Source organism: Terriglobus albidus (assembly GCF_025685425.1).
Lineage (GTDB): Bacteria > Acidobacteriota > Terriglobia > Terriglobales > Acidobacteriaceae > Terriglobus > Terriglobus albidus.
The window spans coordinates 827,932-853,431 of the sequence record NZ_JAGTAS010000058.1; the positions used below are offsets into that span (position 1 = coordinate 827,932).

The 25,500-nt window shown below is 59.0% G+C and carries 16 protein-coding genes; 7 read left to right on the top strand and 9 right to left on the bottom strand.

Annotated features, from left to right (window positions below):
* Nucleotides 1–147: 147 nt before the first annotated feature.
* The 3 genes from OHL21_RS22565 to OHL21_RS22575 all read left to right on the top strand — a co-directional run bounded on the left by OHL21_RS22565 (nucleotide 148) and on the right by OHL21_RS22575 (nucleotide 3,494).
* Nucleotides 148–1,650, top strand: a complete 1,503-nt coding sequence (locus OHL21_RS22565) for a cellulose synthase family protein (protein WP_263419920.1) — start codon at nucleotides 148–150, stop codon at nucleotides 1,648–1,650.
* A gap of 93 nt (nucleotides 1,651–1,743) precedes the next feature.
* On the top strand, nucleotides 1,744–3,102 hold the full coding sequence (locus OHL21_RS22570; protein WP_263419562.1) for a M24 family metallopeptidase: 1,359 nt from the start codon (nucleotides 1,744–1,746) through the stop codon (nucleotides 3,100–3,102).
* An 11-nt stretch (nucleotides 3,103–3,113) separates the two neighbouring features.
* Nucleotides 3,114–3,494, top strand: a complete 381-nt coding sequence (locus tag OHL21_RS22575; RefSeq protein WP_263419563.1) for a hypothetical protein — start codon at nucleotides 3,114–3,116, stop codon at nucleotides 3,492–3,494.
* 425 nt (nucleotides 3,495–3,919) lie between these two features.
* On the opposite strand, the gene OHL21_RS22580 is transcribed toward OHL21_RS22575, so the two are convergent.
* The 7 genes from OHL21_RS22580 to OHL21_RS22610 all read right to left on the bottom strand — a co-directional run bounded on the left by OHL21_RS22580 (nucleotide 3,920) and on the right by OHL21_RS22610 (nucleotide 14,466).
* Complete coding sequence (locus OHL21_RS22580) at nucleotides 3,920–4,831, bottom strand: porin family protein (RefSeq protein WP_263419564.1); 912 nt, start codon at nucleotides 4,829–4,831, stop codon at nucleotides 3,920–3,922.
* 175 nt (nucleotides 4,832–5,006) lie between these two features.
* Nucleotides 5,007–8,063, bottom strand: a complete 3,057-nt coding sequence (locus tag OHL21_RS22585) for an Rne/Rng family ribonuclease (RefSeq protein WP_263419565.1) — start codon at nucleotides 8,061–8,063, stop codon at nucleotides 5,007–5,009.
* 432 nt (nucleotides 8,064–8,495) lie between these two features.
* A complete protein-coding gene (gene rodA, locus OHL21_RS22590) occupies nucleotides 8,496–9,596 on the bottom strand; it encodes a rod shape-determining protein RodA (protein WP_263419566.1) in 1,101 nt (366 codons plus the stop codon).
* A gap of 66 nt (nucleotides 9,597–9,662) precedes the next feature.
* Entirely contained in the window at nucleotides 9,663–11,567 is a 1,905-nt protein-coding gene (mrdA, locus tag OHL21_RS22595; protein ID WP_263419567.1) for a penicillin-binding protein 2, read from the bottom strand.
* A 27-nt stretch (nucleotides 11,568–11,594) separates the two neighbouring features.
* Nucleotides 11,595–12,107 (bottom strand): rod shape-determining protein MreD, encoded by a 513-nt coding sequence (mreD, locus tag OHL21_RS22600; RefSeq protein WP_263419568.1) that lies wholly within the window; start codon nucleotides 12,105–12,107, stop codon nucleotides 11,595–11,597.
* A gap of 17 nt (nucleotides 12,108–12,124) precedes the next feature.
* Nucleotides 12,125–13,225: a rod shape-determining protein MreC gene (gene mreC, locus OHL21_RS22605; protein WP_263419569.1), complete on the bottom strand. Its 1,101-nt coding sequence runs from the start codon at nucleotides 13,223–13,225 to the stop codon at nucleotides 12,125–12,127.
* Between the two features lie 176 nt (nucleotides 13,226–13,401).
* Nucleotides 13,402–14,466: a rod shape-determining protein gene (locus OHL21_RS22610; protein ID WP_263419570.1), complete on the bottom strand. Its 1,065-nt coding sequence runs from the start codon at nucleotides 14,464–14,466 to the stop codon at nucleotides 13,402–13,404.
* Between the two features lie 214 nt (nucleotides 14,467–14,680).
* Between OHL21_RS22610 and ald the strand changes: the two genes are divergently transcribed.
* Nucleotides 14,681–15,796, top strand: coding sequence for an alanine dehydrogenase (gene ald, locus OHL21_RS22615; RefSeq protein ID WP_263419571.1), 1,116 nt, complete (start codon nucleotides 14,681–14,683; stop codon nucleotides 15,794–15,796).
* Nucleotides 15,797–16,085: 289 nt separating this feature from the next.
* Here ald and OHL21_RS22620 read toward each other — a convergent pair whose 3' ends face one another.
* Together OHL21_RS22620 and OHL21_RS22625 are read right to left on the bottom strand one after the other, a co-directional pair.
* Nucleotides 16,086–19,421: a TonB-dependent receptor gene (locus OHL21_RS22620; protein WP_263419572.1), complete on the bottom strand. Its 3,336-nt coding sequence runs from the start codon at nucleotides 19,419–19,421 to the stop codon at nucleotides 16,086–16,088.
* Between the two features lie 591 nt (nucleotides 19,422–20,012).
* A complete protein-coding gene (locus OHL21_RS22625) occupies nucleotides 20,013–20,426 on the bottom strand; it encodes a helix-turn-helix transcriptional regulator (RefSeq protein WP_263419573.1) in 414 nt (137 codons plus the stop codon).
* Nucleotides 20,427–20,459: 33 nt separating this feature from the next.
* Here OHL21_RS22625 and OHL21_RS22630 point away from each other — a divergent pair, with 33 nt between their 5' ends.
* The 3 genes from OHL21_RS22630 to OHL21_RS22640 are packed head-to-tail and all read left to right on the top strand — an operon-like array spanning nucleotide 20,460 to nucleotide 25,358.
* Complete coding sequence (locus tag OHL21_RS22630) at nucleotides 20,460–22,730, top strand: sensor histidine kinase (RefSeq protein WP_263419574.1); 2,271 nt, start codon at nucleotides 20,460–20,462, stop codon at nucleotides 22,728–22,730.
* Nucleotides 22,731–22,740: 10 nt separating this feature from the next.
* Nucleotides 22,741–24,090 carry a sigma-54-dependent transcriptional regulator gene (locus OHL21_RS22635; RefSeq protein ID WP_263419575.1) on the top strand — a complete coding sequence of 450 codons (1,350 nt, stop codon included), beginning with the start codon at nucleotides 22,741–22,743 and terminating at the stop codon, nucleotides 24,088–24,090.
* A gap of 8 nt (nucleotides 24,091–24,098) precedes the next feature.
* The gene (locus tag OHL21_RS22640; RefSeq protein ID WP_263419576.1) at nucleotides 24,099–25,358 is read left to right on the top strand and encodes a D-arabinono-1,4-lactone oxidase; all 1,260 of its coding nucleotides are present in this window, start codon (nucleotides 24,099–24,101) and stop codon (nucleotides 25,356–25,358) included.
* Nucleotides 25,359–25,500: the final 142 nt, after the last annotated feature.

The following is a 25,500-nucleotide window of genomic DNA, read 5'->3' on the forward strand; positions in this document are numbered from 1 at the left end:
AACCTGATTGCGAGCCTGCTCCTGGCCCCCAAGGGCCTCGGCCACTACGTCCGGTCTCACTACCTGGACAACACCTTTCGTCAGTACGGCACCCTGTACCGCTGGAACGCCTTCGATACCTGGCTCCTCGTGCCCTACTTCATCGTCATGGTGATCCTGGCCTTTTATGGCATCCATCGCTATCAGCTGGTTTATCTCTACTACAAGCACCGCAAGAACGCCGCCAAGTCGAGTGAGCCGCCATCGCGCTTTCCCGAAGGTGAGCTTCCCTTCGTTACGATCCAGCTCCCGACCTTCAATGAGCAGTACGTTATTGACAGGCTGATCGACGCCTGCTGCAAGCTGGACTACCCCCGCGACCGCTTCGAGATCCAGCTCCTGGACGACTCTACCGACGAGACGAAAGAGGTAGCAGAGCAGATCGTCCGACGCTATGCCGAGGGTTTCCCGGGCATGCCGCCGCAGCCCATCAGCTTCCATCACCGCGAGAATCGCTATGGCTTCAAGGCCGGTGCGCTCGATGCGGGCCTGAAGAGCGCTAAGGGCGAACTCATTGCGATCTTCGATGCCGACTTCGTTCCGCCCAGCGACTGGCTGACGAAGGTGATCCATCACTTTGCCGAGCCAAATGTCGGCATGGTGCAGACCCGCTGGACCCACCTGAACCGCAACTACAGCTTTCTTACCCAGGTGGAAGCCATCCTGCTCGATGGTCACTTCGTTCTGGAGCACGGCGGCCGCCATCGCGCCAACGTCTTCTTCAATTTCAACGGCACCGCCGGTATGTGGCGCCGTACCGCCATCGACGAGGCCGGTGGCTGGCAGCACGACACACTCACGGAAGACACCGACCTCAGCTACCGCGCACAGTTAAAGGGCTGGCATTTCAAGTACCTGCAGGACGTTGAGTGCCCCGCTGAGCTCCCCATCGAGATGACCGCCTTCAAGACCCAGCAGGCGCGCTGGGCCAAAGGCCTCATTCAGACCGGCAAGAAGATTCTTCCGCGCGTTCTCAAGTCAGACGCCCCCTTCCACACCAAGCTGGAAGCCTGGTATCACCTGACCGCTAACATCAGCTATCCGCTGATGATCATCCTGTCGACGCTGCTGATGCCAGCCATGATCATCCGTAGCTGGCAGGGCTACATTCAGATGCTGCTCATCGACTTCCCTCTGTTCATGGCCAGCACCTTCTCGATCTCCAGCTTTTACCTGGTCAGCCAGAAGGAGCTCTTCCCAAAGACCTGGTATCGTACCTTCCTCTATCTGCCCTTCCTGATGGCGCTCGGCGTGGGCCTCACGATCACCAACACCAAGGCGGTGATGGAGGCTCTCTTTGGCATGAAGTCGGCCTTTGCCCGCACCCCGAAGTACCGCGTTCAGAAGAAGGGTGAGAAGAACAAGGCACAGAAATACCGCAAGCGCCTCGGCATCATTCCGTGGATCGAGCTGGCGCTCGGATGCTACTTCGCCTTCACCGTTTGGTACGCCTTCGAAAGCGAAAACTACTTCACCGTGCCCTTCCTTCTGCTCTTCGTTCTGGGTTACTGGTACACGGGTCTGCTCAGCCTGCTTCAGGGGCGTTTCGACAGGCTGGTAGCCGGCAGCAGCTCAGAGATACACGAAAAGCCGTATCCAGTGGGCATCTAGCAAACACAGGATTTCGCTCTATAGCTGTTTCGCGCGCGGTGGTGTAACGTGCTCACTGACGCTTCAATCTTCATGGATTTCCCAATGAGACCTATGCGTAAGTTGCATCTTGCCGCTCTGTGCCTTCTGCTCGCCGCCACCGTCGCTCACGCTCTGGATTCCGTTCCTCAGTCCGAGTACCGTCAGCGCCGTATCGCTCTCGCCGAGAAGCTGAAGGGAGGCGCGGCTCTCCTCTTCGCGGCCGAAGAACCGCAACTGGATTTCATGCCCTACAGACAGGATGAGGACTTCTATTACCTCTCCGGCTGGAATGAACCAGGTGCAGCTCTCCTCATCGTCAGCGCAAGTCAGGCTTCGGTCGACCGGCTGGGGACACAGATCCCCGAGCACAGCTATCGCGAGGTCCTCTTTCTGCCGGCCCGCAACCTCGTGACTGAGAAGTACACCGGCATCAAGATGGACGCCGCAACCAAGGACGTCGCCGAAAAGACCGGCTTCGCCGAGGTCATGCCCATGTCCTCGCTGCCCCAGGTTCTGGGCAGTTTCCTCGCCGAAGATCGCCGCCGTGCCTCCAGCCTGTTCACGCAGACTGATATGCCTTCCGCTCATGCCGCTGTGGAGTTCACAGGTGCGACACTCGGCAACTCAGGGCTAGCGGCAAAAGAGATACGCTCGCTGTTGATTCCACAGCGCATGGTCAAGTCTGATGCTGAGATCGATCTGCTGCGCAAAGCGGCCGTAGCTTCTGCCGCGGCACAGAAAGCCGGAATGAAAGCGATCAAACCCGGCGTGCGTGAACGCACCATCGCCGGCCTGGAGATTGCGAAGATGTTGGATGGCGGATGCGAGCGTCCCTCTTATGCTCCTATTGTCGGCAGCGGCATCAACTCCACGACACTGCACTACTCCTCTAGCGAAGCCACGATGGAGAAGGGCGATGTCGTCGTCATTGACGCAGCCTGCGAGTATTCCATGTACGCCTCCGATATCACCCGCACCATGCCCATCGGAGGCAGGTTCACACCGCGACAGCGCGAACTCTACGAGATTGTCCTTGGAGCCCACCGTGCAGCCGCAGCAGCCTTCGTCGCCGGCAAGATGCGCCTTGGCAACATCAATCAGCGCGGCCCTGAGGTTACTGACAGCCTCGACAAAATCGCCTATGACTACATCAACACCCACGGCAAGGACCTGCACGGCGAACCTCTTGGCAAATACTTCCTGCATGGACTGGGTCATCACGTCGGCATCAACGTGCATGATCCCTATGACCCTGCCAAACCGCTCGATAAGGGAAATGTCTTCACAATCGAACCTGGTATCTACATCCCCGAAGAAAAGATCGGTATTCGCATCGAAGACACCTACTACGTCGATGCAGAGGGCAAACTGGTCGACCTCATTACGAACCTTCCTGTTGACGCAAATAGCGTGGAAGCAGAAATGCGATAGGATCGAAAACGATGACTAAGTCGATACTTCTTATGGCTGTTGCGGTACTGGCCGGATACCTTGCCGTTATTCTCGCGTATCTCATCGTCACATTTGTCATCACGTTGCTGATGCCGACTTTCGTGATGCAGAAGGGCCGGTTCACCAGTTCTTATACAACATTGCATGCGCTCCTCTGGGCGGTATGCGGCTTCGCTGGTGGATATGTAGCCACAGTGCTGGCTCCGGTCGACAAGAGCTATCAGCCCTACCTGCCTGCGGGAATTCTGCTTCTGACGGTCAGCTATATCGTCTTCACGAATACAGGACAACTGAATCATTCGAGGGTCGGCCAGACACTGCTCGCAGCCCTCGGCGTCGCCGGCGGATCAGCTCTGTGCCTGACTCTCTAAGCATTGCTCTAGAGCATTTTCCCTGTTGCTGGGTAGCCCGAAAGAGGAGTGAAGCGGCGTTTTCATTGCGGGAAAACGCCCACAATGCGGAAACCCTACTCTACACCTACAGGGAAAATGCTCTAAGCGCTGAGGCGCTCTATACCAGCCTGGGGCAACGCCCCAGCTATGTGTTGCCAAAGAGAGTTAAAGGGCTGAATACCCGTTCCATAATTCCGCAGCCTAGCCAAGAAAAAACGATTCGCGCAACGCGCGAATCTCCCACCTATCGCGTCGCGATGGATGGGGCACCCAGTGTATGGCTTGTTTCGAATTGTTGATGCAGCAGGGGACTCAGCAACTTCAGCTTTGAGGGCCAAAAACGGATCCCATTAAACCAAAAGCCGCGAGCCTTCGCTCACGGCTTTCAAGCAACTCGCAATACTCTACCAACGCAAACCGAACGTTACGGGAATGTAGCTCGTCCGATAGTTATTCGGCGTGTAGTAGATGTTGTTGTTCGGCTGATTGTCCACCCACGTATAGCGCGCCTCGGCAAACAGCTTCTGGTTGCTGTAGTGCGACAGCTTGTGCGTAAAGCCCAGGCCGATATTCACGCCACCAGCGTTATTCGAATAGTGATCGAAGGTCTGGTTGGATTGAACTGGATAGCACCCATAGAAGTAATCGCAGTAGTAGCCGACCTGAGGCAGGGTGAAGTTCGTCACCTTGCGGTAGAAGCCGCCGCCACCCGTTATATAAGCGCTGGAAGAGTCGTTCTGCATGAAGGTAACGATCGGGTTCAGCGTAATCGACCAGAGATGTGTATTGCCATCCAGGCCGGTCGCATCGAAGCCGATCGCTGAGTAATCCGAGATCATCTTCCGCAGGATATAGCTCGGGATGTTCATCCGGTCATAGTCGTACTGCAGCAGAACGCCGAAGTACTTGTTGAAGTTCACGCCGCCGCCCACAGCAATCTTCCAGCCTAGCGTCTGATAGTTGCTTGTGGAACCAACAGGCGAAACGAAACCTCCGCCCACCATAAAGGTGTACCGGTTCGATCCGTCGGGATTATGGTTCCGGTCGTTATAGCGCGGACGGCCGTACTGACGGCGCGGTGGTGGTTGCATCTCGCTGGAGAAGTTCATCTCCGGCTCAACCGAGGCCACGACCGACGAGCTGTAAGACGCTGACGGCGTCGTGTCGTGCAGGTATTCATTGAGCGAAGGGAGAGACGGAGTCAGATCCAGCTTCGGTTCGCTCGCACTTTGCGCCTTTGCAACCAGCGAACCTGCCGCCAAGACAAATAAACCCATGATCCGCGCCATGCGCCGGCCGGTAAACTCAGTGCTCATCAGCATGTACATACGCTCCTTCTTCAAAAGGGCGGGGGAGGCCCGCCGTCAGCCTGTTCAGACACCGGTTTTTCCCGGTTGTTGTGTAGGACGCTCTTAGACGAGAAATGGATTCGTCACAAAAGGGAAAGCGGGTCCTGTGTCGGCAACACAGGACCCGCTTTCCTTCAAAAGATTAGTGAATGTCGAACTGCTCCGGGTGTAGGCTCGGATCGCTCTTCACCAGGATGGTCTTGCCCGTCAGCTCTTCTATCTCATGCAGCCAGCTTGCATTGTTGCTCTTCAACTGCTTGACCACCTCCGGATGTACACGCAACATGATGTCGCCCTTTTCGATATGGCGATACATCTTGCGCATCTCGATGTAGATCTCATTGGCGACCGTAACCGGCGACTTCACCATACCCGTGCCGGTGCAGATGGAGCACTGCGTACTCAGTGTGCGCTCCAGAGATTGCTTGACACGCTTACGGGTAATTGCCACCAGGCCAAAATCGTTGAACTGCAGCACCTTTGAAGGAGCACGATCGTTCTTCAGTTCCTCTTCGAGCGCGGCCAACACCTTCTGGCGGTTCTTACGCTCGTCCATGTCGATAAAGTCGATCACGATGATGCCGCCAAGATCGCGCAGGCGGATCTGCCTCACGATCTCGGGAATGGCATCGAGGTTTGTCTTTACGATAGTGTCTTCCAGGCGAGCTGTCTTACCCACGTACTTGCCGGTGTTGATATCGATGGCTACCAGGGCCTCAGTCTGGTTGATCACGATCGATCCACCGGACTTCAGCCATACCTTCGAACGCAGCGCTTTGTTGATCTCCTCAGAGATACCGAACTGCTCAAATAATGGCGTCTCCTTGCTGTAGAGCTTCACTCGGCGAATCAGCGAAGGCTCGAAGCGCTGCAGGAAGCGCAGCACACGCTCGTACTCGGTCTCGCTATCGACCCAGATATGAGAGAAGTTGTCCGTCACCTGGTCACGCAAGATGCGCTCCACCAGATTGAGGTCGTGATAGATCAGCGCGGGCGACTTGGAAGATTCTGAGCGTCCTTTGACATCGTTCCAAAGGTTAATGAGGAAGCGGAGATCGCTGCGCAGCTCCTGCTCACTGGCGCCATCCGCAGCCGTACGCACAATGAACCCGCCGGTCGCATCGCCCTTTTCGCTCAGCAGCACCTGCTTGAGGCGGCGGCGCTCATCGTCACTCGAGATCTTGCGGGAGACACCCACATGGTTGACCGTGGGCATAAATACCAGGAAGCGGCCGGGAAGGGCGATGTGCGAGGTGATACGCGCACCCTTCTTGGCGATGGGCTCCTTGGCGATCTGTACCAGGATCTCCTGCCCCGGCTTCAGCAGATCGCTGATCGCCGGCAGGTTGGTGGTCTGCATCGAGGCCCGGCTCGGACCACGTCCGCCACGCCCACGATCCCGGCCGCGGTCACGTCCACTGCGTCCACGACGATCGCGCCGTCCTCCACGCTCACGGCGAGGCTGTGCCTCACCTTCAGCCGCTACCTCTTCTGTCTCCTCTTCCGGGGACACCTCATCCTCAGACGTCTCTTCGAACTCGCCCTCGATCAGAGGCTCATCCCGCTCCTCTTCCTCTTCTTCCTCGGCTTCTGTTGCTTCGTCGATGGACATATCGCGGAGCATCGTACCCAGATCCGCGGCGCCTTCCAGCGTCTCTTCTTCCAGATCGTCTTCGAGATATTCCTCGTCGGCCGTATGCATCGCCAGAGGCTCGAACTCGTACTCGTCTTCGTCGATCAGTTCTTCTTCGAACTCGCCCTCATGCAGCGCCTCGACTATCGGCGCCTCGACCGTAGCCGCTTCAACCGGCGTTACCGGATGCTCCGCTTCGGAGAGCGTCACCGACTGCACCGCAGCCTCATGCTCAATGGGAGAGGATGGGACCTCCGGCGTCTCCACTTCGGAGATCATCTCGCCCGTCGGCTGCAGCGTGGTGAAGGCATGCTCGACCGCGGCATTTTCCTCCGCCGCAGCCTCCTCAACCATCACCTCTTCTTCAAACTCCGGCTCCGCCTTCTGGCGAAACTCGCTCTGACCTGGATCGACGCGAAACGATACTGAGCCCTCGGTGGGCTCATACTCGGCGGGTGCCGCCGGCTCCTCGGGTTTTTGCTCGACTGATGCCGTTTCCTCGACTGGTTCTGCCTGGACCTCTTCCCGAGCCCCTACAGCCCCAGGAGCGAACTCCAGATCCGTCGCCGTACTCAGCACTTCTGCAGGCTGCTCAGCAGCCACCGGAACCTCTTCAGCAGCCGGAGCAACCGGTACAACGGGAGCGGCGGCCTGCGGGGTACTGCGACGGCGGCTCAACGACTCCCCAGGCAGTGCAAATCCACCATCCCAGCCGGTTGTGTCGACCTCTTCCACCAGCGTTGCGGGCTTTGCTACACCCGAGATTATGGGCGCAGCAGGCGCGGGCTTCTCCTCGACTACGGCAGCGGCTGTCTCTCCGCCGCGGCGGTACTTCGAAAGCGACTCGCCCGGCAGGATAAACGGAGCCTCCAGATCGGCGGCTACCTCGGCCGTAGGCTCCGGCATCTCTGCCGGATGAGCCTCGGGTTCAAACTCCACTGGATCGGACTCGTGTTCAGAACGCAGCTCTCCGCTAAGGGTCTGCGACTCTTCGCGGCGGCCACGGCCACGGCGGCGGCCACGACGGCCACGCCAACGGCGGCTGCCGCCCTCTGTCTCCTGTTCATCGGCGGAACGCTGTTCGCCCTCTCCGCGGTCAGCCGATCCAGTAAACTCAGCGGTCTCTTCCTCGCCGAAGCCGCCCTCAAGCACCAGGGTCTCGCCCGTTGGAACAGCCTCCTGCCCGCCCTGTTGTTCACCACCGCGATCTCCACGGTCCCGCCCACGGCGTCCACGGCCACGGCGACGGCCTCCACGCTCCCGCTGTTCACCGGTCCCGGCGCCACTTTCTACGGGCGTGGCGCTGCCTTCCGTTTCAAACTCCTCTGAGTCGGGCGTCTCTTCCAGAAAATCGGTGATATAGAGGAAGGCGTCGCGCTCAAGTCCGATATCGACAAACGCCGACTGCATACCGGGCAGAACACGGGTTACTTTGCCTTTGTAGATCGAGCCGGCGAGAGTGTATTCGTTCTCGCGCTCGTAGTAGATCTCCGAAAGCGCCTCGTTTTCCACGATGGCCAGCCGCGTTTCGTGCGGCGTTGAGGAGATAAAAATTTCCTTCGACATGGTCTGGTCTCTTTCTTCTAAGACCAGGCGAATCAATTACCTGCCGAACAGAAAAGGAGAAAAACCCGTGCTACGCCCCCGCCCCGTGCCCGCCCCATCCTGGGGGAGCCCCGACGTGTGTTGAAACTGACATTGAGGGGATTACAACCGGGAAAACGCAGACGGATTTTGTGACCTGTGCTGCCTCTTTCTGAGGTGCGGCCGTTCGCGGTCCGTGTACGTTCATCGCTTCTTCTTCAATCCTGTCCAGCGGGCGGAATGGTCTTCGCCTGGCCGGAATCACATAAAATCTTTGTTCGCCGCCCGCGCTCATGTAGCGCCGCTAGGACGGCTGTAGGCCGTCTGCCGGAGATCTCGCCTCGGGCAGGTCCTGCCCATAGTATGCACTATCCCGGGTGCTGCGTCTAAACCGGCCTTTAATCTTGTGGGATTTCAGTTCACAAATCGCCGCATCCGCACGTTCATCACGATTCCCAGCGCCATAAACGTAAACAGCACCGACGATCCTCCATAGCTCATCAGCGGCAGAGGAATTCCCGTCACCGGCATAAACCCGATCACCATGCCGATATTGACCGCCATCTGGAAGACAATGATCGCCACAATCCCCATCACGATGAACGTTCCCGGCGGATCCGGCGCCGTCTGGGCGTTCTGGATCAGGCGCATCAGGATCAGGAAGTAGAGCAGCAACACTCCCAAGGCACCCACAAACCCATGCTCCTCGCAGAAGGCGGCAAAGATAAAGTCGGTATAGGGAATCGGAAGAAAGTCTCCCTGCGTCTGTGTCCCCTTCGTCGCGCCTTTTCCCCAGACGCCTCCCGATCCAACCGCGATCAGAGACTGGCGAATCTGGTAGCCGGAACCCTTAGGGTCGTTATCCGGATTGATGAAGTTGGTCAGGCGCGCCTTCTGGTAGGGCTTCAGCAACTTCCCGGTCTTCCACACACCGCCCAGCAGCAACAGAAATCCCAGAATAAGGATGGCCGCCTGCTTAAAACGGATGCCGCCCAGAAATAGACCGCAGATCAATATCGGAGAGTAGGTGAGGGCCGTTCCCAGGTCAGGCTGCTTCAGCACCATCAGCATGGGGACGCCCACCAGCAGGAAGGCTTTGCCGATGTCTTTCCAGGTCAGATCCCGACCGCCCAGGCTCCAGAAATACCGCGCGACCGCCACAACCAGCACCAGCTTGATCCATTCACTTGGCTGAAAATGGATGCCACCGGGGAACTTGATCCATCGCTTCGCCCCAAGCACCCTGGTGCCCACCGCCGCCACGGCGATGAGTGCAAAAATACTGGTGCCATAGGCCCACGGAACAATCTCCAGCAACTGGTGATAGTCGATCAGCGAGACGACAAACATCAGCACCAGGCCCACGGCGAGGTATTCGAGCTGCTTCTTCTCAAAGCCGTGGAATTTGGTGTGCATCGTCGCCGAATAGATCTCAAAAACCGAGATCACGCTCAGCAGGAGCACGAAGCCGAGGAGAACCCAGTCAAAGTCGCGAAACGAAGAAAAACGGCGCATGAATCAGGCAATTTCAGTGTAATGGTATCCAGCAGTGGCAGCATGAAGGCAATCACGTCCTCCGCACTAGTTCGTAACAGAGTCTTCTTTCTTCGCGGCATTTTCCAGCGGTGTAGCCGGTTTCGGGGCTTCGGCAACCTTCATCAGGTTCCCGGCCTTCTTCCGCTGTTTTTCCACGAAGCTATTCACTACCTGCGCGCCCAGCTTGGCGGCGTTGGCTCCCCAATCGCCGTTCTCCCATAGCACCGCCACTACAATATCCGGGTTCCGCCGGGGCGTCATCCCCACAAACCACGCATTAGGAACCGTCTTATGGCCGCCGCCGCTCCTGGCGAGAGCTGCGTGGCTCATGACCTGCGCGGTACCTGTCTTCCCGGCAAAGTCCACGCCTTCCAGGTGCGACGCGGCGGCTGTCCCGCTGTTCAGGGTCTCGGCCATCGCATCCGTAATAAGCTGCCAGTTCTCGGTCTTGAGGCTGACCTGCTTATCGCCGCTGCCGGGATAGGTATCCAGGACCGCCTGTTGATATTGCTGTGGGATCTGGCCGTCCAGGATGACATGCGGCCGCTTCAGAGCTCCGCCGGAGGCGATGCCGCTCAACGCCCGCGCAAGTTGAATCGGCGAGGCCTGAACGGCGCCCTGACCGATGCCGACCGAGATCACCTCGCCGGCATACCACTTGTCGTGGAAGTTCTTCAGCTTCCATGCCGTTGAGGGCATCGTGCCCGTAGCTTCATCCGGAAGGTCGATGCCTGTCTTCTGGCCGATACCGACCGAGTTGGCATACTTTGCGATCGTATCGATCTGCAGCCGTTCCGCCAGGGTGTAGTAGAAGGTATCGCAGCTCCAGGGAATGGCATGAGAGATGTCCACACCGCCGTGGTGCTTATCGCATGCGAAGAAGTGGCCGAAGAAGGTTCCACCCCCGGCACAGTTCACGTGCATATCCTGGGCGACGCCCTCTTCCAGGCCAGCGTAAGACATGATGATCTTGAACGTAGACCCCGGCGCGAGCTGCGCCTGGATGGTCTTATTCATCATCGGGTGATCGGGGTCGTTGAGGATCTTGTTCCAGTACTCCTTCGTCAGCCGCACCGCAAACTGATTCGGGTCATACGTGGGGCGGGAGACCATGGCGAGAACCTCACCCGTATGGGGATCCATGGCGACGATCGCTCCCGTCTTCCCTTCCATCGCCTTCTCCGCCGCCATCTGCAGGTCCAGATCGATACTCAGCTTGAGGTCCTTGCCCGGGACCGGGTCCTGCTGACCGAGCTGGCCGACCTCGCGGCCTCGGCTGTCCACCACCACATCGCGTGATCCATCGGTACCGCGCAGCACCGCGTCATAGGTCGCTTCCACGCCCGACTTCCCGACCACGTCGCCGGCCTGGTAGAAGGCATACTTCTCTTTATTGAGGTCGTTTTCGCTGATCTCGCCCACATACCCAATCAGGTGCGCGGCGAAACCGCCATTGGGATAGAGACGGCGCTGTTCGTCCAGCGTTTCCAATTCCGGCAACTCGTTCCGGTGCGCCTCGATAAACGCGACCTCATCCGGTGAAAGATCCTGCTTGAGCGGAATCGGCTGATACTTCGGAGCGAACTGATAGCGGCGCAGCACATACTGGATCTGGTCGACCGTCATGTGCAGGCCCTGGGCGATCATAGGCAGGTCGGCATCCCAGTCACGAGCCGGTTCACGCAGCAGGTAGCAGGAGATGGAGGCATAGTTGTCCACCAGCAGGCGGCCTTCACGATCGAAGATCTTGCCCCGCGGAGCCATGATGGGGACCTTGCGGACACGGTTCTGCTCCGCCAGCACGCGGTAGTTATCCGCACTGACCACCTGCAGCCGCCATAATCCGGCGATCAACACCACCAGAAGCAGGGCGACGGCATACTGCACCGAGTTCAGCTTCAACGGGGAGACCTTCTCCTCGCGGGCCGTTACCTTCTGCTCCTCTATCATCGCTTCCGCTCTCCAGATCTCTTCCTACTATGCGCGCTGTTTCGTGTAGTCCAGAAGAAAAAACAATGGGACTCCCACGGCCGTATTTACTCCTGCACGCAACAACTCATGCAACCAGCTCGTGTGCACGTTTGCGTTCTGCAACAGCCACTGATAAATCCCCAGCAACATCAAGCTCTGCAACAGGCAGAAGCCGAAGTTCATCACCACGCGCGTCGCCAGCGCATCCACATCCACGCGCAGGCTGATCGACGCCGCCACATACCCCACTACCGCCTTGACCATGCCATTGATGCCGATCGGCTGGTTCAATAGCAGATCCTGCAACACACCAACCAGAGCCCCCGTCATCACGCCCGAGATCGGGCTGCGCCGCTCCACCGCGAAAAAAATCACTACTATCAGTGGCAGGTCCAGAATCAGCAACCAGGGCGCCAGCTTCGGCAAATATGCGCCGGCGAACACAGCGGCCAGCGGCACCAGAAGACTGACCGCAGGATGGAAGACGTGCTCATCCATCTCCCGGCGGGAGCTGTACATCCTTCCCAGGGCGGCCATTAGTGCTGGTCACCGCCTGCTTCTGTAGACGGAGCAGCGGCCGCATTGTCATGACGCGCGCCCGGTGTCAGCGTCGCCGCCGACGGCGTAGCGCCGGGGCTGTATGTGTCCTGGCGGAGGGCCGGCGTGGGTCGCGGCAGCGGAGCTTCCTTCGCATCCTTCGCCTCTTCGTCAGGAGTCTGGGGCTTCAACTGGGGCAGATGCTCTCCGCGCACTCCGGTCTCCGGCTCATTCTCTGTGGAAGCTACCTGCTCCGGAGCGGCGGCACCTTTCTCCACCACGACCAGGACTTCTTCAAGCCGCGCCAGATTTGCCGTAGGCTTCACCGTCACCAGCGCATAGTTGCGGTCTTGGCCAATGCTGTCCACCACGCCAGCCTTCAGGCCGCGCGGAAAGACCTGGTCGCCTCCGCTGGTCAGTACAGGTTCACCCGGTTTGATGCGGCTGTCAGGCAGCACATCCAGAATACGGAGCCGACCATCCGTTGTACCGCGAAGCACACCGCGAATTCGCGTTGTTTCCAGAACGACGCCCGCTCCCGAGGTAGTGTCACTGATGAGCAGCACCTGCGCGGAATGCTGAAAGACGTCACGGAGTTTGCCCACGATGCCATCTGGAGTAATCACTGCCATATCCGGCTTCAGGCCGTCAGCGATCCCCTTGTCGATATACAGCACGCGCGACTGCTCGCTCCCGCTGGTGCCAATCACCTGGGCTGCTACCGTTTTCGCGATGTACTGCTGCTTGAACTCGAGCAATGCCTGCAGCCTCTGTCCCTGCCGGGCATCCTCTGCCATGGCGGCCTGGTACAGCCGCATGCGGTTCAGCTCGTCCTTCAGTTGCTCGTTCTGCCGGCGAACACTCCGCAGGTCGATGTAATTGTGCCAGGTCCCACGAATCCCCTGACCCGTGGCACGGAACAGGCGCTCGAAAGGAGAGACCAGTGCCACGGCCCAGTACCGGAAGACACGGACACGCTTCCCGTCCTCGCGCGAGCCATAGTCGGGCCGCCGCACCTGCACCGCCAGTCCAATGGTGAAAACCACCAGCACGGCAATCAGTACGAGAGCATTTCTATACCTGGCAAAGAACCCATCCATGACGTGAGATCCCGGCCCGACGGGCCTCCCGGCCCCGATGGGCCGTCCTCTTGACCTCGACTAAAGCATTTTTCCTGCAGGTGTAGTGTAGGGCTTCTGCATCCATGGGCGTTTTCTGCAATGAAAACGCCGCTCCACGCCCCCTCACGGGATACCCAGCAACAGGGAAAATGCTTCTAGTCGATAGAAATCTTACGCAGCAGCTTGAAGTCCGAGAGCATCTTTCCCGTACCCAGAACCACGGACGCCAGCGGGTCGTCAGCGATCGAGACCGGCAGCCCCGTTTCTTCGCGAATCCGCTTGTCCAGGTTCTTGATCAATGCTCCACCACCGGTCAGCACGATACCGCGGTCGCTGATGTCGGCAGACAGCTCCGGGGGAGTACGTTCGAGCGCTACGCGGATAGCGTTCATGATCGTGGCGATCGACTCGCCCAGCGCTTCGCGAATCTCCGAATCGTCGATCGAAATGGTCTTCGGAACGCCTTCGATCAGGTTGCGGCCCTTAATCTCCATGGTCAGCGGCTTGTCCAGTGGATATGCCGAGCCGATCTCCATCTTGATCTGCTCCGCGGTGCGCTCTCCGATCAGGAGGTTGTACTTGCGCTTGAGGTAGTTCATCACCGACTCGTCCATCTGGTTGCCGGCCATGCGGACTGAGCGCGAGTAGACGATACCGGCCAGTGAGATCACGGCGATATCCGTAGTTCCGCCGCCAATATCCACAACCATGTTGCCGCCGGGCTCCGTAATCGGCAGACCCGCACCGATCGCAGCCACCATCGCCTGCTCGACCAGATAGACCTCACTCGCCTTGGCGCGGTAGGCGGAGTCCTCAACTGCCCGCTTTTCCACCTGCGTGATCTCAGAAGGCACACCGATGATGATGCGCGGATGCACCATGCGCTTGCGGTTATGCGCCTTCTGGATGAAGTAGTTCAGCATCTTCTCCGTCACCTTGAAGTCGGCGATCACACCGTCTTTCATCGGCTTGATGGCAACAATGTTGCCCGGAGTCCGGCCAAGCATCTCCTTGGCCTCTTTTCCCACAGCCTCGACCTCGCCCGTCGACTTATTGATCGCGACAATGGAGGGCTCATTCACGACGATTCCCTTCCCATGGGCATAGACCAGGGTGTTTGCAGTGCCCAAATCGATTGCGAGATCGCTGGAAAATAGGCTGAAAAGGGAACGGAGGCTACGCCCCCGCGATGTGCGCTGCTGAAAACCGTTTGACGACATTTTGAAGCTGAAGTCCTGATCCGTAGATTAGTTCCATTGTAAGACCACAAAATCAGCTTTGGGTCTGAGGAACACAAGAAAACCGCAGCCGCTCGAACGTATCTGCACCATACCGGGAACAAGCTTAGGAAAGCACAACTACTGCCAACGTGTGATCAAAAGCGGCGCGGCATAGCCCGGTTGATATCCTTAATCGGAAAGTGAGTTGTACACCATGATTATTGGCGTCCCCAAAGAAGTGAAGGACCACGAAACGCGCGTCGGTATTACCCCAGCCGGCGTACGAGCCCTCACCGAAGCCGGCCACAAAGTGCTGGTGGAACACAACGCCGGAGAGCTCTCTGCCTTTCCCGACGACGATTACCAGAATGCCGGGGCCGAGATCGTTGGCTCCGCCTATGACACCTGGAGACTCGCCGACATGGTCGTCAAGGTGAAAGAACCCGTCGAAAAGGAGTACGGCCACTTCCGCGAAGGCCTGACGCTGTTCACGTATCTGCATCTGGCTCCTCTTAAGGACCTTACCCAGAAACTGCTGGACAAGCAGGTCACCGGCATCGCCTACGAGACCGTACGCGACCGCTTCAATACCCTTCCGCTCCTCACCCCCATGTCTGAGGTCGCTGGACGCCTCTCCGTTCAGGTCGGCGCCGAGTACCTGACCAAAGCGCATGGCGGCCGCGGCCTTCTGCTGGGCGGTGTTCCGGGCGTTCCTCCGGCGAACGTTGCCATCATCGGCGGCGGCATCGTCGGCACCAACGCCGCCAAGATCGCCGTCGGCATGGGAGCCAAAGTCACCATTCTGGATCTTTCGTTGCAGCGCCTGCGCGAGCTGGACGACATCTTCGGCGGCCGCGTGGCCACTGTCGCCTCCAATAGCTACAACATCGCCCGTGCCGCCGCAGAGGCCGATCTACTGGTCGGCGGAGTGCTCATCCCGGGCGCAGCCGCTCCCAAGCTGGTCACCAAAGAGATGGTCGCCACCATGAAGAAGGGTGCGGTCATCGTCGATGTAGCCATCGATCAGGGCGGATGCATCGAGACGGCGCACCCGACCACGCACTCAGACCCCTCCTACGAAGTCAACGGCGTGGTGCACTACTGCGTAACCAACATGCCGGCCGCCGTTCCCAATACCAGTACGCTGGCTCTGACCAACGCGACCTTCCCATACGTCATGCGTCTGGCGCAGCACGGCGCCGAGGCAGCCATCCGCCAGGACAAGGGCATCGCTGAGGGTGTCAACACCTACCGGGGACACTGCACCTATGGCGCGGTCGCAAAGGACCAGAGCCGCGAGTACACCCCCATCTCGTCACTGATTCAGTAGCCTAAGAAGGACGGCGCCGCATGCTTTTGCCTGCGGCGCCGTTCTGCTTTGTCTGCCTCTGGCTTCCTCTGAGGTGCGTTCATGCAACCGGTAAGCCATTCATTTAAAAGACATCTCTACATGCCATAATCTCTCCACCAAGGAACAGAGCCGTTGCCTCATTCTTTCGCTGAAGGCGAAAGAAGGGATCCTCGCGAACTCGTTCGCTGAGATTTTGCATGGGGTATCGCGGTTCGCGCGACCGCTTTTGCCTTGCTTAGGCCGTTCCATCCATTGCTCTCAGGACGCCCTACCGCCGGATTCGCACAGCAAACTGCGCAACTCTAGGATCGGTCGTCGTGCTGGTAATGCTTCCGAATGCCGACGATCCAAACGAGCCATTCGGCTGCGAGAACGCCGGGGTATTCGTTACGTTGAACAACTCCGCCCGGAACTCGACATCCGTTCGCTCTCCGACGACGGTATGCTTCACCAAAGCCAGATCAGCATCGCGATACGCCGGGCCGCGTACAGGGTTACGCGAAGCGTTCCCGAAGGTAAACTGCGGCGCCGTCTGGAATGCCGCGGTATTGAAGAAACGCTGCGGAGTCCGCTGCTCGGCAGGCAGCGAAGGCGACGCCACCATATTGGGCCGCTGCAGCACAATACCAGCAAAAGAGTTGTTATTCGTCGCCTGCGTGACCGTGACCGGCATGCCGCTCTGCATCGTGCCGATAAGATTCACCGTCCATCCACCCAATAGAGCTGTGGCTGCGCCATGGCCGCGGAACTTCGGCAGGTCATAGACCACGCTGGCTGTCAGCACATTCGGCATATCGCCGCTTGATGAATCGCGCTCCAGGTAAGGACGGAAGGTATCCGCCGCAATCAGCGACGAGCTGTTCGGTGAAGAAAGCACCGTGGAGGAAAACACCGACGAGGCATCGTCGATCAGCTTGGAGTGCGCATAGCTCACCAGCAGATACAAGCCACTGGAGAGTCGCTGCTCCAGTCGAGCCTGCAACGCGTTGTAGTTGCTGGTGCCGGAGTTGTTGCGATACGTCGCCACGTTCTGGAAGCGGGGATAGGGCTTCAGCAACTGTGCCGCGGCGATGGTGGGTGTGTTAAGCGTTGAGCCCGTGGGCAACTGTCCGTAATAGGGATTGGTCACACGGGCAGTCAGCGCCGTACCCTGCGCCAGCTGAGCAGCTGTAAGCTGATTCAGGTTCGAGTCCGGAATGCCGACGTGCACAATGTGGGATCCGACGTAGGCCAGCTCCAGCGACATGTTTTTGGTAATAGCGCGCTGCACGGCCAGGTTCCACTGCTCCGCGTATCCCGATCCCGCCTTGCGATTCGCCGTGTAAACGCTCTGTCCCAGACCAGCATCCGGAGTCAGCGGAATCGACGACACCGTCGGGCCGCTGCTCAGCTTGAATGGAGACACATAGCCGTCCTGCGTGCGCTGCTGCACATTCTGGATGAAGGGATACTGCGGTGTTGTAAACGGCGTCGTGATGCCGCTCTGGTCAATAAAGACGATCCCAAAACCGCTGCGCAGCACGGTCTTCCCATCGACCGCGTAGGCCAGACCGACACGCGGTGCGACATTGGCCCAGTGCAACTGACGCGCGGTGCGAGAGTAGCCATTCACGCCCAGATAGTCGAGTTGTTGCGTCGCCAGGTTGAAGACAGCTCCCTGGTTGTGCGTCTCCGTCGATGGCATGTGCAGCGCCCAACGCGTTCCCAGGTTCAGCGTCAGACGAGGCGTAATCCGCCAGTCATCCTGCAGGAAGAACTCATGGATGTAATCGCGCGGGCGAATCGTCTTCGTCTGCAGATCGATGGCGAAGGTATCTACCTGCCCCAGCAGAAAGCTGGCAAAGGCATTGCCTCCGCTGGCGCCGCCGGTCCCGGTGGTATTCGTACCAGTCGTTGTGAAGGCGAACGAGCCCGTCGGGTTCGGCGGCGAGATAGCGTTCAGCTCATACCGGCGCAGATCGCCACCGGCTTTGAGAGTATGGCCGCTGTGTGTCCACACCACCATGTCGACCAGCTCGCCAATGGAGGTCTGATATCGCGCTGAAGTGCTGGCATTGGCGCCAAGCTGCTGCAGGCCGGTAAAGGTGAAGAGCGGCAGCGTGTTATTGAAGGCCGCATTGACCGGAATGCCGGGAATCCCCAAACCGGCCGATGGGGAATTGGCGAGCGAGACACCGATCTGCGAGTTGCCACGGCGCGTGTATCCCAGCCGGAAGTTATTCAACACACGAGGCGAGAAGACGTGCGTCTCATTCAACACTACCTGCTGGCCTAGAACATCCGTCAGACCGGAGACATTGCCGGTCCCAAGCACTGAGCCTGAGATGGAACCCGATCCATCGGCAAACGGCGTCACCGGCCGCTCGACCTCATGGTAGTAGGTGTAACGCGCAAAACCGCTATCCTTCACGCCGAAAGCTCCATCCAGGCGAACGTCGAACTGGTTCTGATGATCATCATCCGGAGCCGTGCGGGTGTAATTGTTCGCCGAGCCACTGCTGGTCGGTGTTGGAATACGGCCGAGCAGCCGCTGCGCAACCGGATCGAAAGCCGATGTGATGACATCGTTCGTAAACTCCCTGCGCTGCACCTGCCCGTTCACAACCGTCGTCGACGAGGGATCGTAAATCTTCGCCACACCGGTAAAGATGCCCTGCCGCATCGCCGCCGTGGGTACGGTGGAGATGCGGGTGACACCGATGCGCTGTTTGATCCCCTGGTAGTCCGTAAAAAAGAAGAGATGATCACGCTTGATGGGTCCGCTCAGGGTCGCACCGAAGAGGTTGCGGCGATATTGTGGTTTGCGGGCCGTGGAAGAGGCAAAGTAGTTGCGCCCATTCAATGCCTCATGACGGAAGAACTCGAAGACGCTTCCGTGAAAAGCATTCGCGCCGCTGCGTGTGGCAACGTTCACGACACCACCGTTGAAGCGGCCAAACTCCGCGGGAACGTTGTTGGCCGCAACCGTGAACTCGGCGATGCTGTCGAGGATCGGAAAGAAGGCGACCTGTCCAGGCTCCGGCTGCAATGCAGAGATGCCGTCGTACAGATACTCATTCGTACGCGGCCGGCCGCCGTTGATGCGCGGCAGCACCGTGCCCGGCGGCAGCTCCACACCGGGAGCCATCTGGGTCAGCTGAATAAAGTTTCGCGAGTTCAGAGGAAACGCCACGATGGCATGGCTGGGGATCGTAGTCGCGATATCACTGGTCGATGCCTGCAGTAGCGGAGCATCCTCATTCACCGTGACCGAGTCTCCTGCTCCACCCGCCTTCAATTGCAGCTCCAGCGTGACTGTCTGTCCGGTGGTAACCGTCAGGCCGCTACGTTCCAGACGAGCGAATCCCGCCTGCGCCACAGCAAGGCTGTAGCTTCCTGAGGTGAGTTGCGTAAAGGAGAACCCACCCGATGATCCCGCGACTGTCTCTCGTGCAATTGCAGTTGCGGTTTGTGTGAGCGTGACCTTTGCCCCCGCCACTGCGGCCCCGCTCGCATCCACGACACGTCCTTTCAGCTCGCCGAGTACCTGTCCATCGGCATGGCCGAGAAAGGCAAGAAAGCAAACGAAGGCGATCAGAAGAGACCTGCGCGGAAATCTGAACATATGACGAATTTATACGATTTGAATCGTATTAACCAAACGGACGCGCAGATTGGCGCGGATTGCATGGGGTGGGAAACAGGCTGGCTTTAGAAACTGCGGAAAGTCGATTTTCAAAAAGCGCAAAACGATCGCAATCAGAATGCATATAAGCGATCCTTGGATATTGGTACGGAGAATCAAGCGCTGAAGGCGCGCTCTATATCAGCCTAGGGCAACGCCCCAGGTTTTGGCGCCCACAAGACGTCAAAGGGCTGAAGGCCCGCCCTATAATAAGAGCCTTCAATCCGACCGTATCGTTTCGATAGGCATACAACGATTCACGAACCGTTTCGTTTCTGACGATTGGGGATTATGGAGCGGGCCTTCAGCCCTCTTACCGTTTTCCTATCTCCGTACCTGGGGCGTTGCCCCAGGGTGGTATAGGTCGCGCCTTCAGCGCTCAGCACATCTTTCTGGCTCAACAAAGAATAGCCTTTAGCCCTGGGCCTTCTCTGAATGCCAAAGAAAAAGTCCAAGGCTAGCGCCCATTTCTTTTCGAGCTGATTGACGGAGGCTGAAGCCCGCGGCTCCCGCCCAAAAACTACAAACGCCCTACTCCAACCGCTCAATCATCACGTCGGTCGACTTCACCAGGGCTGCAGCCGTCTGTCCCTTTTTCAGGCCGAGCTCGCGTGCTGCCTCCGCCGTAATAATGCTGTTGATCCGCTGCTCGCCGACCGACAGAACCACCTGCGCCAGCAGGCCTTCAATCCGGACGCTGACAATCTTCCCGACAATCTGGTTCCGGCCGGAGACCCGGCGGTACCGCTCGCGCGACTCCTCCTGAGGCCGTTTCCGGTCCTCAGCAAGGTATGGCTTCAGCGCCGGCTCCGGAATACGATGATGCCCTCCCGGGGTCGTCACCGTCTTCAACTTGCCGCTCAGGATCCACTGTTTGATGGTCGGATAACTGATGCCGAGCATCCGAGCCGCTTCCCGCGCACTGAACATTGCCACCGTCGCCATACAGCATTCTGTACCATAATCTTCACGGACCGCATGAGCCCCGCCACGCCAACGCGCAAGGCCCTTACCATCGTGCTCGGTGTGTGTCTGCTGGTCCTGTTCCTCACCCTGGCTGCCCTGAACGCCTTCAAGCTCGACTTCCTGGACCCCTCCTCCACGCCGCAGATCTTTCTCTTTACGGCTCTGTCGACCATCGCCTTTCTGCTTTTCGTGGTGGTCTTAATCCTGCTGACGCGCAACCTGCTGAAGCTCTATGCGGAGCATCGCTCGCGCCTTCTCGGTTCCCGGCTTCGGGCGCGCATGGTCTGGGGCGCCGTCATCCTGTCACTGCTGCCCATCGCCTTCATGTTCGCCTTCAGCTATCTGTTGATGAATCGCGCCGTCGAGCGCTGGTTCTCACAGCCGGTGACGCAGCTCCGCGACGATTCCAACTCGCTCGCGGTGGAGCTCTCCCGCTACGCTGCTGCCAACGCACGCGCCGAGGCGCAGGCCATCGCCACCTCTCTCCCCGGCAACAACAAAGATCTGCTCAGAAAACTGCAGGAACACGAGATCACCTTGCAGGGCGGCTTTGTCGCCATTTACCGCAACAATACTCTGGTCGCGGCCATCCATCTGCCACAGGAGCAGAATGGCCATGTTGTCATCAAACAGCTTCTTCCGGAGGGAAGCGCTGCGGCCGCGGCGGCCGCATCGGTCTCGGAGCTACTCCAAACGGCGCTCCGCTCCGACGACCCCCTTTATTCCGTAGGCAACCAGGACTTCGCTCTGGGTACAGCATGGGTCAAACCCAATGGAGACATCGTTGTCGTCGGCCTTCCGCTGCCGCCAGGTATGTCCGACACCGTTAGCCGCATCCGCACCGCTGCCGATACCTACTGGACCCTCTTCCGCACGCGCCGCTCCATCCGCAACCAGTACATGCTGCTGCTGCTCATGATCACCGGCCTGGCGCTCTTCGCCTCGGTCTGGCTGGGCCTTCACCTTTCCCGGCAGGTCACCCGGCCCGTAGAGACATTGGCTGACGCAATGGAAGATATTGCCGCCGGTAACTACGCCCGCCGCGTCGAAGCCAGCGCCACGGAGGAACTGGGTGAGCTGGTGCGGTCGTTCAATCACATGGCGACCGACCTGCAGAGCTCCCGCGCGCAGATCACCGAATCGACCCAGCAGCTCTCTCTTGCCAATGCCGCCCTGGAGGCCCGCCGTAAAGAACTGGAGACAATGCTTGAGACCATTCCCAACGGCGTGGTCATGCTGGATATCCACCAGCGGGCCGTCCTGGCGAACCGCGCCTTCAGCGAGATGCTTGATCCTGGCGGCCAGCGTGCCTTCACCGGTGTAGCCCTCTCCTCCGTCATCCCCGCTGAACACATGCCGGAGTTTGAGCGGCTCTTCCGGCGATCGCATCGTATGGGTTCGGCATCGACTGAGATCGAGATGATGGGCCTGAACCTCTCCGTTACGGTCGCTCTGCTGGAGTCCGCCGAGCGAAACCATCGCGGCTATGTCCTTGTTCTGGAGAATGCAACGGAACTGCTGCGCGCCCAGCGCCAGTCTGCGTGGAAAGAAGTTGCCCGCCGCGTCGCCCACGAGATCAAAAATCCGCTTACGCCCATCTCGCTTTCGGCAGAGCAGATCCAGCGCCACGCCGGCCGCATTGAAACCCAGCTCCAGGAGGCGCAGCTCGAGTCGCCCTCGCCGCAGGTGATTCGACGCAGCTCCGAAACCATTCTCTCCGCCGTCGAGAGCCTGCGTACACTTGTCGATCAGTTCTCGTCGCTCGCCGAGTTCCCCATGGCGCGTCCCCGCCCCGCGGACCTGAACACCATCGTCGAAAACTCGCTGGCTCTCTTCGCCGGACGCACCCAGAACGTGCGCATCCGTCAAAACCTCTCGCCGTCCCTGCCTCTCGTCCTGGCTGATCCCGAAGCGTTGAAGCGTGCTCTCTCCAATCTGATCGATAACGCTCTTGAGGCCATGCAGAGCCAGCTTCTGCGCGAGCTGCGTATCTGCACCTCACTTCTGCCCTCGGGCATGGTGGAGCTGATAGTGGAAGATACCGGTACCGGCGTCACCGACGAGATGCGGGAACGTCTCTTCCTTCCCTACTTCTCCACCAAACAGCGTGGAACGGGACTCGGTCTCGCCATCGCCGCTAAGATCATACAAGAGCACCACGGCACTATCCGCGCTGAGAACGCCACACCAGTCGGCGCACGTTTCATTATCGAGCTGCCCTCGGCATCGGAATCAGACAACCAGGCCACACAACCTAACCAGCAACTCACAGCCAGCAACTGAGTCCTCCCCCATGAATCACATTCTCGTCATCGACGACGAAGCCTCTATTCGCACCTCACTCGAAAGCATCCTCAGCGATGAGCAATATCACGTCGCCAGCGCCGCCACGGGCGGCGAAGGTCTGGCGCTGCTGCAGGATGGCACCTGGGACGCCGTTCTGCTCGACATCTGGCTGCCGGATGCTGACGGTCTTGATCTGCTGGCGCAATTTCGAGCGCTGAATCTCTCCTCACCGCCGGAGGTCATCATGATCTCCGGCCACGGCACTATCGAATCTGCGGTTCGCGCCACCAAACTGGGCGCCTTCGATTTCCTCGAAAAACCGCTGTCTCTCGACCGCACGCTGCTCGTGCTGCGGAACGCGATCCAGGCCCGCCAGCTCCGCCTGGAGAACCAGGAGTTCAAACGCCAGCTTGCCACCAGCGCCACACTCACCGGGCAGTCCGTCCCACTGAAGGCGTTGCGGCAGCAGATCGCTCTGATGGCGCCTACCAACGGCCGGGTTCTCATCTATGGTGAGTCCGGAGCCGGCAAAGAGCTGATCGCACGCACCATGCACGGGGAATCGCTGCGCAAGGAACATCCCTTTGTCGAGCTCAACTGCGCCGCCATCCCCGAAGACTTCATCGAAGCCGAGCTGTTCGGCCAGCGCGGAGACGGGACGCAGAATAAGCCCGGCACCTTCGAGCGCGCTCACCTGGGCACTCTCTTCTTAGATGAGGTCGGCGACATGAGCCTGAAGACGCAGGCCAAAGTCTTGCGTGCCCTGGATGAGCAGCGCTTTACTCCGGTGGGCGCCACTTCGCCCATCGCAGTGGATGTCCGCGTTATCGCCGCAACCAACAAGGACCTGCAGGAAGAGATCGCCCGCGGCAACTTCCGTGAGGATCTCTTCTATCGCCTGAACGTCATCCCTTTCTTCGTTCCGCCGCTGCGCGACCGCAAGGAAGACATTCCTCTGCTCGTACGCGAGTTTCTGCTGGAATTCGGCCGGCAGTACGGCCGCCCACGCATGGAGATCGCGGATGACGCCATCGCCACACTGCAGCACTATCACTGGCCCGGCAATGTGCGTGAGCTACGTAACGTCATTGAACGTGTGCTGATCCTGAATCCGCGCGTGCAGCGCATCGAACGCAAACATCTTCCCGTACTGGTCTATCGCGAGCCAGGCAAACCAGGCCGGACAGAAGACTTCCCCACGCTGCTGCAGGCACGTGAGGCCTATGAGCGCGATTACATTTTGAAAAAACTGGACGACGTCCACGGCAATGTAAGCCGCGCGGCCGAACTCCTTGGCCTGGAACGCTCACACCTCTACCGCAAGATGAAGGCCCTCGGCATCAACATCAAGGAATAAGCAAGACCATGACGAATGCAGCACCCCGTACCAACTGGGCCGGAAACTACACCTATAACGCCGGCGATCTGCTGATCCCTGCCTCCGTGGAAGAGGCGCAGGAGCTGGTGCGGCAGACACCGCAACTACGCGCACTGGGCACGCGGCACTGCTTTCACGGTATCGCCGACAGCGACGGTGCCCAAATCTCCCTGGAGCGCCTGACCTCGATCACGCTGGATGAAGCGGCACGAACCGTAACCCTGGGTGCAGGTGTTCGCTACGGTGATCTGGCCGTGTGGCTGCACAGCCGGGGTTATGCCATCCATAACCTCGCGTCTCTGCCGCATATCTCGGTCGTGGGCGGTGTGATGACAGCAACCCATGGATCAGGGCTGCGCAATCGTAATCTCGCCGCTGCGGTCGTCGGTCTGGAGATGCTGAACGCCAACGGCGACCTGGTCACGCTGACGCGCGATGCGAATCCCGATATTTTTCCCGGAGCCGTTGTCTCCCTTGGTGCACTCGGCATTGTCACTTCGATCACACTGCAGATCGAACCGGCCTTCGAAGTTGCGCAGACAGTCTATGAGAATCTCTCCTTCGATCATCTGAGAGACAACCTGCGCACCATCATGGACGCAGCCTATTCCGTCTCACTCTTCACCACGTGGCAGAACCACCGTGCCACACAGGTGTGGTTGAAACAACGTGTGGATGACGGTGTTGCTGCACCGGCGGAGTTTTATGGAACGACACAAGCGACTGCCAATCTGCATCCACTCGCCGGACACGATCCTGTGAACTGCACCCAGCAGCTTGGTGTGCCCGGTCCGTGGCACGAGCGCCTGCCGCACTTCCGTATGGAGTTCACTCCCAGCTCCGGCGCGGAGATCCAGACCGAGCTCTTCGTCCCTATCGACATGGGCTATGACGCCATCCTCGCCGTCGAGACGCTGAAGGATGAGATCACACCGCATCTGCACGTCACCGAGTTGCGAGCCATCGCCGCTGACGACCTCTGGATGAGTCCAAACTACCGCCGCGACTCGCTCGGCATTCACTTCACATGGAAGGCCGAACCGGAAGCCGTAGCGCACCTGGTTCCAAAGATTGAAGCCGTACTCTCACCCTTTGGCGCCATTCCCCACTGGGGCAAGTTCTTCACCATGGACCCGCGTGTTCTGCAGCGCCGCCTGCCTAACCTGACCCGCTTCAAGAACCTGATCTACCACTACGATCCGAAGGGTAAGTTCCTGAACGAGTTTCTGGAGAACACGATCTATTAGGACTTCTGTGCGAGTCCGAACTGGTAGAGAAGCGGATTTCTCCGCTGCGCTACGAAATGACAAATAAATAGACATGTCGAGCTTCGCCCAGCGAATGTATTCGCCAGGAAAATTTTTGTTTGTCATTTCGTAGCGACCAAAG

Coding starts and splice junctions, on each gene's coding strand:
- OHL21_RS22565 (WP_263419920.1), top strand. CDS start 148: ATGGTGATCCTGGCCTTTTATGGCATCCATCGCTATCAGCTGGTTTAT.
- OHL21_RS22570 (WP_263419562.1), top strand. CDS start 1,744: ATGCGTAAGTTGCATCTTGCCGCTCTGTGCCTTCTGCTCGCCGCCACC.
- OHL21_RS22575 (WP_263419563.1), top strand. CDS start 3,114: ATGACTAAGTCGATACTTCTTATGGCTGTTGCGGTACTGGCCGGATAC.
- OHL21_RS22580 (WP_263419564.1), bottom strand. CDS start 4,831: ATGAGCACTGAGTTTACCGGCCGGCGCATGGCGCGGATCATGGGTTTA.
- OHL21_RS22585 (WP_263419565.1), bottom strand. CDS start 8,063: ATGTCGAAGGAAATTTTTATCTCCTCAACGCCGCACGAAACGCGGCTG.
- rodA (WP_263419566.1), bottom strand. CDS start 9,596: ATGCGCCGTTTTTCTTCGTTTCGCGACTTTGACTGGGTTCTCCTCGGC.
- mrdA (WP_263419567.1), bottom strand. CDS start 11,567: ATGATAGAGGAGCAGAAGGTAACGGCCCGCGAGGAGAAGGTCTCCCCG.
- mreD (WP_263419568.1), bottom strand. CDS start 12,107: ATGTACAGCTCCCGCCGGGAGATGGATGAGCACGTCTTCCATCCTGCG.
- mreC (WP_263419569.1), bottom strand. CDS start 13,225: ATGGATGGGTTCTTTGCCAGGTATAGAAATGCTCTCGTACTGATTGCC.
- OHL21_RS22610 (WP_263419570.1), bottom strand. CDS start 14,466: ATGTCGTCAAACGGTTTTCAGCAGCGCACATCGCGGGGGCGTAGCCTC.
- ald (WP_263419571.1), top strand. CDS start 14,681: ATGATTATTGGCGTCCCCAAAGAAGTGAAGGACCACGAAACGCGCGTC.
- OHL21_RS22620 (WP_263419572.1), bottom strand. CDS start 19,421: ATGTTCAGATTTCCGCGCAGGTCTCTTCTGATCGCCTTCGTTTGCTTT.
- OHL21_RS22625 (WP_263419573.1), bottom strand. CDS start 20,426: ATGGCGACGGTGGCAATGTTCAGTGCGCGGGAAGCGGCTCGGATGCTC.
- OHL21_RS22630 (WP_263419574.1), top strand. CDS start 20,460: ATGAGCCCCGCCACGCCAACGCGCAAGGCCCTTACCATCGTGCTCGGT.
- OHL21_RS22635 (WP_263419575.1), top strand. CDS start 22,741: ATGAATCACATTCTCGTCATCGACGACGAAGCCTCTATTCGCACCTCA.
- OHL21_RS22640 (WP_263419576.1), top strand. CDS start 24,099: ATGACGAATGCAGCACCCCGTACCAACTGGGCCGGAAACTACACCTAT.